This window comes from Psychrobacter sp. Ps4 (genome assembly GCF_022129285.1).
Taxonomy (GTDB): domain Bacteria; phylum Pseudomonadota; class Gammaproteobacteria; order Pseudomonadales; family Moraxellaceae; genus Psychrobacter; species Psychrobacter immobilis_A.
This window is the reverse complement of record NZ_JADQAK010000022.1, coordinates 1-12,210: the sequence shown is the minus strand read 5'-3', so window position 1 is coordinate 12,210 and position 12,210 is coordinate 1. Positions and strand designations below refer to the sequence as shown.

The 12,210-nt window shown below is 44.4% G+C and carries 8 protein-coding genes and 1 tRNA gene (1 of these 9 only partly in view); 6 read left to right on the top strand and 3 right to left on the bottom strand.

Annotated elements, in window-relative coordinates; translation table 11 throughout:
• The 3 genes from I3252_RS11820 to I3252_RS11810 form a co-directional block, all read right to left on the bottom strand.
• Nucleotides 1-45 (bottom strand) — tRNA-Ser (locus tag I3252_RS11820); it reaches 146 nt to the left of the window's first position.
• A gap of 162 nt (nt 46-207) precedes the next feature.
• A complete protein-coding gene (locus tag I3252_RS11815; RefSeq protein WP_238035330.1) occupies nt 208-1,398 on the bottom strand; it encodes a glyceraldehyde 3-phosphate dehydrogenase NAD-binding domain-containing protein in 1,191 nt (396 codons plus the stop codon).
• Between the two features lie 175 nt (nt 1,399-1,573).
• Nucleotides 1,574-3,499, bottom strand: a complete 1,926-nt coding sequence (locus tag I3252_RS11810; protein ID WP_238035329.1) for an AAA family ATPase — start codon at nt 3,497-3,499, stop codon at nt 1,574-1,576.
• Between the two features lie 290 nt (nt 3,500-3,789).
• Here I3252_RS11810 and I3252_RS11805 point away from each other — a divergent pair, with 290 nt between their 5' ends.
• From I3252_RS11805 to I3252_RS11780, 6 genes are all read left to right on the top strand, one after another.
• A complete protein-coding gene (locus I3252_RS11805; protein ID WP_238035328.1) occupies nt 3,790-5,316 on the top strand; it encodes an aldehyde dehydrogenase family protein in 1,527 nt (508 codons plus the stop codon).
• A 97-nt stretch (nt 5,317-5,413) separates the two neighbouring features.
• Nucleotides 5,414-6,442 (top strand): alcohol dehydrogenase AdhP, encoded by a 1,029-nt coding sequence (gene adhP / locus I3252_RS11800; RefSeq protein WP_201502665.1) that lies wholly within the window; start codon nt 5,414-5,416, stop codon nt 6,440-6,442.
• A 206-nt stretch (nt 6,443-6,648) separates the two neighbouring features.
• Nucleotides 6,649-6,975, top strand: a complete 327-nt coding sequence (locus tag I3252_RS11795; RefSeq protein WP_060491624.1) for a DUF779 domain-containing protein — start codon at nt 6,649-6,651, stop codon at nt 6,973-6,975.
• Nucleotides 6,976-7,171: 196 nt separating this feature from the next.
• Nucleotides 7,172-8,815 carry a GMC family oxidoreductase N-terminal domain-containing protein gene (locus I3252_RS11790; protein WP_238035327.1) on the top strand — a complete coding sequence of 548 codons (1,644 nt, stop codon included), beginning with the start codon at nt 7,172-7,174 and terminating at the stop codon, nt 8,813-8,815.
• Between the two features lie 457 nt (nt 8,816-9,272).
• Nucleotides 9,273-10,913 (top strand): ABC transporter substrate-binding protein, encoded by a 1,641-nt coding sequence (locus I3252_RS11785; protein ID WP_238035326.1) that lies wholly within the window; start codon nt 9,273-9,275, stop codon nt 10,911-10,913.
• A 205-nt stretch (nt 10,914-11,118) separates the two neighbouring features.
• Complete coding sequence (locus I3252_RS11780) at nt 11,119-12,135, top strand: ABC transporter permease subunit (RefSeq protein ID WP_045453107.1); 1,017 nt, start codon at nt 11,119-11,121, stop codon at nt 12,133-12,135.
• Nucleotides 12,136-12,210: the final 75 nt, after the last annotated feature.

Below are 12,210 nucleotides of genomic sequence, written 5' to 3'. Positions count from 1 at the left end.
GTCGGTTTTCAAGACCGGTGCATTCAACCACTCTGCCACGTCTCCATTTGTGCGTTATTATAGCGATATAACATAAGAATGCAAGCAATTAATTGAACGAATTTAAATTATTTTGATGCTATCGTTGATTCAGTTTAAAAGAGAGTCAAGGCAACTGCATGCAGAGGTATATAGGATACTTGCAGCGAGGTTAGCGCGGTCACTCTATTATAGAGAATTGACGATAACTTTTTTATGAGAAGCCAGATGTAGACACATATCTAGCAGTCTATTGGCATAACCCCATTCGTTGTCATACCATGCAAAAACCTTGTACTGGCTACCCACTTGCATGAGCTGCTGACCATCAATGATCAAAGACTCAGTCTGATGGATAAAATCACTGGATACCAATGGCTCATCCGTATAAGCCATGATGTCACGTAAATGTGCCTGACTGGCAGATTTGAGTGCCTCGCGGACTGCCTCGACAGACACATCGGGCGTATCAAAAACAAAAGTCACATCAATCGCTGCGACATCAATGGTAGGTACGCGTATCGAATGCCCATTTATCTTGCCTACCATAGCAGGTAGCACACGCTCTGTCGCCGCGATACTGCTAGAGGTGGTTGGGATAATATTATAACCAGAAGCTCGTGCGCGTCTTGGGTCACGGTGCGCTTGATCGAGCACTGTCTGATCAGCGGTAACCGCATGAATCTCCGTCATCATCGCTGACTTTACCCCAAATGCGGTATCAAGCGTCGCAATCAAAGGAACCAATGCCTGCGTGGTACAAGAAACGCTCGATATAATCGGCAACTCACGTGTTAGCTCATCAGTATTAACGCCCATAACGATACAAGCATCGACATCATCAAATGGCGCGGCACCGATAATCACCTGCTGCGCGCCAGCCTCTATGTGCAGTTGTGCTTGCTCATAAGAGCGAAAATGTCCGGTACACTCTAGCACCACATCGACACCCAGCGCCTGCCAAGGCAACTGCACAGGGTTAGATTCTGAGAATAAATTGATACAGTAGGTATAATTGTTTTTTGTCAGACAAAGCTGTGTGGCGCTATTATTGTTACCGTCATCGCTCGCTTCATCGTTGCTACTCGTCACAATATCAGCACTGACCCCAAGGCGACTTAGGCGACCATGCGTGCTGTCAAACTTTAATAAATGCAGCAAAATATCCGCTAGGGCTAAATCATTAATTGCCACGACATGGATCGCACGGCCTAATACCTCAAAGCGCTCTAACAATGCCCGCAACACATTGCGCCCTATACGTCCAAAACCATTGATAGCAACCCTCAGTGGCTGTGTGTGCTCACTAGATGCATGAAACGCCGCTGCTGCTACTGGGTCAGACGTTAATTGATAAGTGGCGCTCGAAAAATCAGGCATAAAAGGATATCGCTATAAAGGGATAAAAAATTGAGCGCTATAAAGGCAGCGCTACAATGAAATAAAACCAACAAGTTGTTAATCGGCTCTAAGGATTGTTATATAACAGCTAAATGGCTTTGGTGAATGCTTGAACCCTGAATTGTCATACTCAGTATCAAGACGCCATTCAGTATTAGGGCGTTATAAAAATCAGTGCCAAACGAATGGCATTGTAATCAATACTTTGCTTAAGATGATCGAATATTGGACGCAATTTAATACTGCCATCATCATTGAAATCATTTGGATTATTGGCGACTTTAATCGCGACGTAGGCATTACCAACCGCCGTCATCACCTCATCCTCTGGCCGCAAATGATCACAAGCGAGGCTTGGATCTTGAGATTTTAGGTCTGCAATATGACGCATAATCGTTGATTGTGACAGCTGACGGGCTTGCGAGATTTCTGCAATCGACAAGCTTTCTTCTAGCAACACTCTGGTCGCAAGCAAGGTACTGTCAGACTTATCAGAAACTTGATTGCCCAGTTTCTGTTTTTTGTCTATTTGCGCTTGTTGTTGCTCGCGGCGCTTTTTTTGCAAAGTGGCATAAGCATCAATCACTGATTTACTCAGCGTACCGCCCGATTTTAAAACAAATTTCTCATGTGCCTGCGTCATGCTCTCTTCATCAAGCATCGAATAATTGGCATCAGCTTCTTCTGACAGCACCAAAAACCGTTTGTCCGCGCCGCGTGCTAGCGGATCAAGCTGCAAACTCATGTCGTTCATACCGAGCAGCTGCAAACCTGCCAGCGACTTTAACCGTGACAATGCCACATAACCTTGTCCAAGTTCAAAGGTGCGCGATAAATCAATCTCAGCAGCATCGAGGGTCATGCCTTGTGACTTATGAATGGTAATCGCCCATGCCAGACAAAGCGGCACTTGCTCATAGCTTGCCAGCACATCTCCTGTCTCATCTTCGATGATCCATTCTTCAGGCTCAGCGACAACTTCACGCCCTGAATTGAGCCGAACCACGGGCATTTTTTGCGTCGTTGGCTTTTTGGCTTTGGGTTTCTCTTTTATGGCTTTTTTACTTTTGCCTTTTACATTCTTATCAGTCTCACTTTCAGCACTGTCGTCATCGTCTTCGATTAAATCATTACTGCTGTCTTTGCTATCATCGATTTTAACAGCGGCAAAGCCAATTAGTTCACCCATCGTACCGTTGGACACGCCAAGTTCGGTATTGTTTTTAATAAACATCACCTTGGCACCGACTTTTAATACCAAATCATCTTGGGTACGTACCGTTTTTTTGAGCGTCTCAACCAGCTTACTATCACCAGTAGAGGTGGCTTCAAAACGCATCATCTCACCATCTAGCGCAGCAAGTTCTTTATCATTGATGCTATTAACGTTGAGATTATGGGTATAAAGACGAGTACGTTTGATATCGACATTTTGGTCAAAAGTCGCCTCCAGCGCGGCAATCGATTCAAAAGTGACTTCCTGACGACGAATTTGGTTGAGGATATCGTCCAAATCAAGCCCGCCATTAGCCGCTTCACTAACCTGCCTATGTTGCTCAGACAGATAGCAAATATGGAACTTGGCATCAAGCCACGCTTCAGACATAAAGGCAAATTTTTCACGGTTGGTTTCACCCTTACTACCAATCGGCGGCAGCTGAAAAAAATCGCCCGCCACGACCACTTGAATACCACCAAAGGCTTTGTCATTTTTACGGACATGCTTGAGTACTTGGCTGACCAAATTGAGCTGCTTAGCATGCAACATCGATATCTCATCAATGACCAATACCGCGGTGTCTTTTAGTCGGTCTGCCAAAAACTGCTTGCGTGATAAAGTGGTCAAGTCGCGGTCGCTTAACTCATCTTTGATACCGATGCCGGACCAGCTATGAATCGTTGTGCCATTCATGTGTGTGGCAGCAATACCGGTACTCGCAGTGACGGCGACAGGCACACGGCGCGCGCGCAGGTAGTCGATATATTGATTGAGAGTATAAGTCTTACCTGAACCTGCTGAGCCAGTCAAAAAGACATTTTGACCCGTTTTTAAGATATCAAGAGCAGAAGATTGACGCATATATCTAAACCAATTAAGTTAATAGTAATAAGAAAAACAGCTTAAGAGCAAATAATAAGAGAAAAAGCTGCCAACAATTATAACAGCTACATCCGTTTCGCGGACGACTTTAACCCTGATAAGCCACATAACTTAAAGTTATACGATACGAAATATATCATTATAAAAAGTCATTATCGCTCATCGCTAAAGCTCAGTACGATAGGGTCATAGCTTGGTCAGGATGGCCAAATATTTATGCTTAAGTCGTTTGTTCTTAAATAGCCATAATACACAACAAGGAGTCGTTAATGTTATACGCCTATCCCAATACTGAAAATAGTCCTGTTCAATTCCGCAAAAAATATGACAACTTCATCAATGGTGAGTGGGTCGCACCAATCGATGGTGAATACTTTGACAACTCAAGTCCAATCGATGGTAAAACCTTCTGTCAGATTGCGCGCTCTAAAGCTGCCGATGTCGAAGCGGCGCTAGATGCCGCTCATGCGGCAAAAGACGCATGGGGCAAAACCAGTGTCACCGAACGCTCTAATATGTTGCTCAAACTTGCTGACGGTATCGAAGCCAATTTAGAGGCAATCGCTATCGCCGAAAGTTATGAAAACGGTAAACCAGTTCGCGAAACCCTCGCCGCTGATATCCCGATCGCCATCGACCATTTGCGTTATTTTGCGGGCGTTATCCGCGCACAAGAAGGGGGTATCAGTCAAATTGATGAAGATACCGTCGCCTATCATTTTCATGAGCCGCTTGGCGTCGTCGGTCAAATTATTCCTTGGAACTTTCCTATTCTAATGGCGATTTGGAAAATTGCCCCAGCCCTAGCTGCGGGTAACTGTATCGTCCTAAAGCCTGCTGAGCAAACCCCTGCGTCTGTTTTATACATGCTTGACATCATAGGCGCGGCGGATATTTTACCGAAAGGCGTACTAAACGTCATTAACGGCTTTGGTGTAGAAGCCGGTAAGCCAATCGCTTCTAACCCACGTATCGATAAAGTATCCTTTACGGGTGAGACCACCACTGGTCGCTTGATTATGCAATACGCCAGTGAAAATATCATTCCAGTAACGCTAGAGCTGGGCGGCAAAAGCCCAAATATCTTCTTTGCTGATATCATGGATGAAGACGATGACTTCTTAGATAAAGCGGTTGAAGGCTTGGTGATGTTTGCGCTAAACCAAGGTGAAGTTTGTACTTGCCCATCACGCGCGCTCGTACACGAAAGCATCTATGATGAATTTATGAAACGCTGTATCGCTCGCGTAAAAGCTATCAAAATGGGCAACCCGCTCGATACTGATACTATGATTGGCGCGCAAGCCAGCTCAGATCAGTTAGAAAAAATCCTATCTTATCTTGATATTGGTAAAAAAGAAGGTGCAAAAGTCTTGGTCGGTGGTGAACTTGCCAAGCATGATGGCGATATGGCAAACGGTTATTATGTGCAGCCGACTATCTTTGAAGGCACGAATGATATGCGCGTGTTCCAAGAAGAAATCTTTGGTCCTGTGCTTGCTGTCACCACGTTTAAAGACGATGAAGAAGCGATGGCGCTTGCCAACGATACTTTATACGGTCTTGGTGCTGGTGTCTGGACGCGTAACGGTACTCGTGCTTATCGTTTCGGTCGTGGCATTAAAGCCGGTCGCGTTTGGACAAATTGCTATCATCTCTATCCTGCGCATTCTGCGTTTGGTGGGTATAAGCAGTCTGGCATCGGCCGTGAGAACCATCTGATGATGCTTGATCATTATCAACAAACCAAAAACATGCTGGTCTCTTATAGTCCTAAAGCAATGGGCTTCTTTTAATTCTGTTTTTCAAAGCACTTTATGGCAAAAGCGTAAAGTGCGACCTCGATGCTCGCCGAGCATCTTAATGTAAAGAACGATGACAAGGAGTTACAACGTGAGTAATAAAATGAAAGCGGCCGTGCTGCATGAATTCGGACAACCCTTAGAAATTGAAGAAGTAGATATTCCAACCGCAGGTGCTGGTCAAATCGTCGTAAAAATGCAGGCATCAGGTGTCTGTCATACCGATTTGCATGCCATTGAGGGCGATTGGCCAGTCAAACCTAGCCCACCGTTTATCCCAGGCCACGAAGGCGTTGGTCTTATCACCGCCGTTGGTGACAATGTGCATCATGTCAAAGAAGGCGACCGAGTCGGTATCCCTTGGCTCTACTCTGCTTGTGGCCACTGTACCCATTGCTTAGGTGGTTGGGAAACTTTATGCGAAAGCCAACAAAACTCTGGTTACTCGGTAAACGGCAGCTTTGCAGAATATGTACTAGCAGATGCCAACTATGTCGGCATCATTCCTGAAAGCGTTGACTCTATTGAAATTGCACCAGTGTTATGTGCAGGTGTCACGGTCTACAAAGGTCTTAAAATGACCGACACCAAGCCAGGCGATTGGGTTGTCATTTCAGGTATCGGCGGTTTGGGACATATGGCAGTTCAGTATGCCATTGCGATGGGATTGAACGTTGCTGCTGTAGATATTGATGACGAAAAACTGGCATTCGCTAAAAAACTGGGTGCCAAAGTCACTGTTAATGCGAAAAATACTGACCCTGCTGAATATCTACAAAAAGAAATCGGCGGTGCTCACGGTGCGCTCGTGACAGCAGTATCTTCAAAAGCCTTTGATCAAGCATTAGGCATGTTACGACGCGGTGGTACTTTAGTCTGTAATGGTCTACCAACGGGCGAATTCCCAGTATCCATTTTTGATACTGTTTTAAACGGTATTACCATTCGTGGCTCAATCGTTGGTACGCGTCTCGACTTGCAAGAGTCGCTAGACATGGCAGCAGCAGGCAAAGTAAAAGCCACCGTTGCCGCTGAGCCACTAGAAAATATCAATGATATCTTTGATCGTATGCGTGATGGCAAAATCGAAGGTCGCATTGTCATTGACTATAGTCTGTAGCAACAATTATGTAGCCACATGTTTTATGACATTTTGAGACTCGTAACACCGTCTCAATGACTGTCTAGAGTAATCATCAGTAAAGGGTCGTATCGTTTTCAACCACATATGATAAATGATGTGAGTGAATATGATGCGACCCTTTATTTTCTACTCAGTATGATTATGAAAGATATCCGTTCGGGTCTAACGATAAGGAAATCATTATGAACGTCACAGCGACAGAGTCCTGCAAAGCATTAATCGACTTACTAAAATCTAAGCACGGTGAGCTGATGTTTCATCAATCAGGCGGCTGCTGCGATGGCAGTTCACCCATGTGTTATCCATTGGGCGAATTTAAAGTAGGCGGACAAGACGTACTCATCGGTGAGCTGGTTGGCTGTCCATTTTATATGGGTAAAGCTCAGCATAAGCTCTGGCAACATACCGATCTAACGATAGATGTGGTCGATGGACGCGGAGCCAGTTTTTCGCTTGAAATACCAGAAGGTAAGCGCTTTATCGTACGTTCAGAGATATGTGCTGTATAAGTTTAAATAGCATCCACCAGCGTTTTAACGACCTAGTATTGTTTTGCCATGCCATATGTTGATCGATAAACACCCCTTAGTCATTTTTATTTTATTATTCAAGCAAAATAATAGATACTGTAATGCGTACCCTATTTCAATAAACGCGTTTTAACGAGCACGTTTTACTCAGCATGGATGCTAGAAGGAATGTAAAATGGAATTTGATAAAAAATTTGATTACGTCATCGTTGGTGGTGGTTCAGCTGGCTGCGTACTTGCTAGCCGATTAACAGAAAACCCAGACATTAGTGTCTGCTTATTAGAATATGGCGGTGAAGGCAAAGACCTTGCTGTCCGTGTCCCTGCTGGACTGATTTTGATGGTGCCAGGCAAGCCACTGAAACTGAATAATTGGTGCTTTCACACCACGCCGCAGACGCACCTGAATGACCGCCGTGGCTTCCAACCACGTGGTCAATGCTTAGGCGGTTCATCCGCTATCAATGCCATGATTTATACGCGTGGTAGTGCGCTCGATTATGAACGTTGGGTAGAACAAGGCTGTACTGGCTGGGGATTTGATGATGTACTGCCCTACTTTATCAAAGCAGAAAATAATATTCATGGTAGCGGCGAGCTACATGGTGATAGCGGACCGCTGCATGTAAGTGACTTACTGAGTCCACGTGATATCTCCAAAGCATTCGTAGAAGCCGCCATCACCAATGGTTTAGATCATAATCAAGATTTTAATGGCGAAAAGCAAGACGGTACAGGGCTATATCAAGTCACCCATTTTCATGGCGAAAAACAAGGTCAACGCTGCTCTGCGGCGGCGGCTTATCTACATCCAGTACAAAACCGATCAAATCTGACCGTCATCACCCACGCCCAAGCCAACCGCGTCATCTTTGAAGACAAACAAGCCGTTGGTGTCGCTTATGAAAAAGATGGCGTCGAGCATGCGGTTATGGCGCGTCATGAAGTGATATTATCTGGAGGCACTTTTGGCTCACCCAAAGTCCTGATGTTATCAGGTATTGGACCTGCTGAGCATCTACAATCGCATGGCATCGACGTCGTGGTAGATGCGCCCGATGTTGGTGGTAATCTACAAGATCATTTGGACGTCGTTTTTGATTACGAGGTCAATACCACTGACGTCATCGGTATTGGTATGGCGACGATTTCGACATTAACCAAAAGTATTCGGCAGTGGAGAAAGGATGGTACAGGCCTCTTGTCTACCAACTATGCTGAAGCGGGCGCGTTCTTTAGTGTCGGTGATGATCCAAAAGAGTGGCCAAATACCCAACTGCACTTTGTCATATCCCGCGTGATTGAGCACGGTCGTGATCTCAGACGTGGCTTTGCGGTCTCTTGTCACAGTTGCTACCTACGCCCTGAAAGCCGCGGTACGGTCAGACTGGACTCCGCCGACCCCTCAGACGCGGTATTGATTGATCCAAACTACCTCTCGCACCCAAAAGATGTGGAATATATGATTGCAGGCGCGGAGCGTACGCGCGCCATCATGCAAGAATCACCCATCGCCAAATATATTACTGAAGACTACCCTGCTCCCTATATCGAAAAAGACGGTATGCTCGGCTATATCCGCAACAAGTCAGATACCATTTATCATCCTGTCGGCACTTGCCGTATGGGCTCAGACAGCGATTCAGTGGTCGATTTGCAATTAAAAGTACGCGGTGTAAATGGATTAAGGGTCATCGATGCCTCAATCATGCCGACTTTAATCAGCGGTAATACCAATGCGCCAACGATTATGATTGCTGAAAAACTCGCAGACCTTATTAAAGCAAATCACGGTCATATCGAACGAATCACGCCATAAAACATGGGAAGATATGCGTCTTATAATTAGTATTTTTATTTAAGAAGCTTATATATTAAAACTTTATATTCAATAAAATAAAAATAAGCGAATTATCTAAAATTTTAACCCTTATTTTTTCGTGGTTATTTTTATCAGCATTTCTAAAATAAGGAGAAACTCTAACAAATTCGGCAATAAAGATAGTAAAACAGAACGTTTTCTATCAAATTAGCTTACGAATGTCTTGCATTACCACTGTTGAACAGAGTATATTTAAACCACTTATTTATATCGGTATTTTTTGCAAATCTGAATAATGGTTAATACAACCTAAAATATTTTTTATTTTGCATATTAGAAACACGATATAAACAATTGCTTTAAAGGGAATTAAAAGCACGCTCATTATATTTATAGTTCAAAAACGATCTTATAAATATATTGGCGACTATTTATCATTACATAGGATGTAATAATGCAAAAATCACTCTTCAAACTGACGATGTTGGCGACAGTTATTCTAGGCATCAGTGCCTGTAGCGGCGACAACAAAACCACCGATGACTCTGCTGCCAGCTCAGATGCTAAAGCAGCCAAAACCTTACTTTATTGCTCAGAAGGTAGTCCGGCTGGATTCGATCCAGCACAATACACTGCAGGTACCGATTTTGATGCGAGCGCCTTTCCCATCTACAACGGCTTAGTGGAGTTCAAAAGAGATGGTACTGAGATTCAGCCAGCCTTAGCCGAAAGCTGGGATATTAGTGAAGACGGCAAGACTTATACCTTTAACCTACGTAAAGGGGTTAAATATGGTAAGACCGATTACTTTACCCCAACCCGTGATTTCAACGCAGATGACATTGTCTTTACCCTAGAGCGTATCACCAATCCAGAGTTTGAATTTAATAAAGCCTATCCTGCTGAGTTCCCCTATTCGGTCGGCATGGGGCTACCTGATATTATCTCCAATATCGAAAAGGTTGATGACTCTACCGTCAAAATCACCCTAAGCGAAACCAATGCACCATTTTTACAGAACCTAGCGATGCCCTTCGCTTATATCGATTCTGCTGAGTATGCAGAAAAGTTAATGGCTTCTGGTAATGCTGCTGATATCAACACCAAACCTGTGGGTACAGGACCTTTCGTATTTACTTCTTATCAAAAAGACGCGCAAATTCGTTATACCAAAAATCCAGACTACTGGAACAAAGATGATATTCATATTGATAATCTAGTCTTTGTCATCACCAAAGATTCAGCAGTTCGTGCCCAAAAAGTGCAAGCAGGCGAATGTCATGTGTCCGCTTATCCAAAACCTGCCGAAATTGACTCTGTTAAAAAATCTGGTAAGGCCACCGTTCTCGATCAACCCGGCTTTAACGTCGGTTATGTCGGATATAACGTTGAAAAACCGAAGCTTAGCGACCTTAAGGTTCGCCAAGCATTAGACATGGCAATTAATAAAGACGCTATTATCAATGCGGTTTATCAAAGCGAAGGATTAAAAGCCACCAATCCAATGCCGCCCACACAATGGGGTTACGACAAATCTATCAAAGATGCGCCTTATGATGTGGAAAAAGCCAAGTCCCTTATAAAAGAAGCAGGCGCGGACAAACTTGCCATTAATCTATGGTATATGCCCGTTCAACGCCCATACAATCCTAATGCCAAACTCATGGCTGAAATGCTACAAGCAGATTGGGCGAAAATTGGTGTCGATACCAAGCTTGTGACGTATGAATGGGGCGAGTATCTAAACCGCGCTGCTAAAGGTGAGCCTGATGTCATTCTAGCAGGCTGGACTGGTGATAATGGGGATCCTGATAACTGGCTTGGTACGTTGCTATCTTGTGATGCGGTCGGTGGCAATAACTACTCACGCTGGTGTAATAAAGACTTTGACACTTTGGTGACTAACGCCCGTCAGATTACCAATCAAGATGAGCGCGTCAACGACTATGTACAAGCTCAGCAGATATTCAAAGAGCAATTGCCTTGGACGACAATGGCGCATTCGGTGGTCACGGTATTCACCGCACCAAACGTCGTCGATTATAAAATTAGTCCGCTTGGCTCAATACGCTTCGATGGTGTAAAGGTTGAATAACCTGAGCTGATGACGTCCGGTAAGACATGCATGATTGTTTAATTTATATTCGGCTGGGTCAGACACTCTGCTCCAGCCATATTTATATGAGTTAAGCACTTATTAAGCATTTTTTAAGCATTTTGTCACCGACTCTCTCATCTCTGCCAACATTCTACTCATCGATCTCAAACGATTGAACCACAACTATTGAATTGAGCAGCCCATGCTACTTTATATTTTGCGTCGCATTGCCATTCTAATTCCTGTCTATCTTGGCTTAACGCTATCGACATTTACCCTAATTCGGCTCGTCCCTGGAGATGCTGTCGAGATTATGATGGGTGAGCGTATGGTCGATCCAGAGCTACATGCTCGAGCGTTAGAAAGACTTGGCTTAGACAAACCCCTCATTGTCCAATATTGGGATTACTTAACCGGAATATTGACCGGTGATTTTGGTCAATCCTTTCGTACTCGTACTCCCGTATTACAAGACTTCTTTGCGCATTTTGTACCAACCTTAGAGCTGGCGTTGTGTGCCATTGTCATTGCCAGTGTTGTCGGTGTGAGCCTAGGTATCTTTGCCGCGCTACGACGTGGTACATGGATTGACTACACTCTAATGTCAGGGGCGCTGGCTGGCTACTCTATGCCCATCTATTTATTGGGGCCTATCCTGACTGGTATATTCGCCCATTATCTCGGCCTGTTGCCCGTCGCTGGTGTCATATCTGTCGCGCAGTTTTTAGACGTCAAACCTTTATATGGATCATGGCTACTTGGCTCTTTAACATCAGGAGAACCTGGCGCATTTTGGGATGTGGTGAAACACTTTATCCTACCGTCTATTGCCTTATCGACCATACCACTCGCAATGATTGCACGGATGACACGCTCGGCGATGCTAGAGGTGTTAGATGAGGACTACGTGCGTACAGCGCGCGCCAAAGGCCTATCGCCGCGCCGCGTGATATTGGTACACGTCATGCGCAATGCCCTGATAACTGTGGTGACGGTGATTGGTTTACAAATGGCGACCTTGCTCGCGGGGGCTATTATTACTGAGACTATCTTTAGTTGGCCAGGTGTTGGTAATTGGCTGCTCGATGGTTTTTTCACTCGTGATTATCCTATTGTGCAAAACGGTATTTTATTGGTCGCCACCGCCCTGATTTTGGTTAGTTTATTTATTGATATTTTGTATGGTCTTATTAATCCGCGTATTCGACATACTTCTTAATTTAACATTGATAAATACTCATATAGCCAATCCCACTTAAAATTGTTATAAACTAATTATCAAACCTAATTGCTA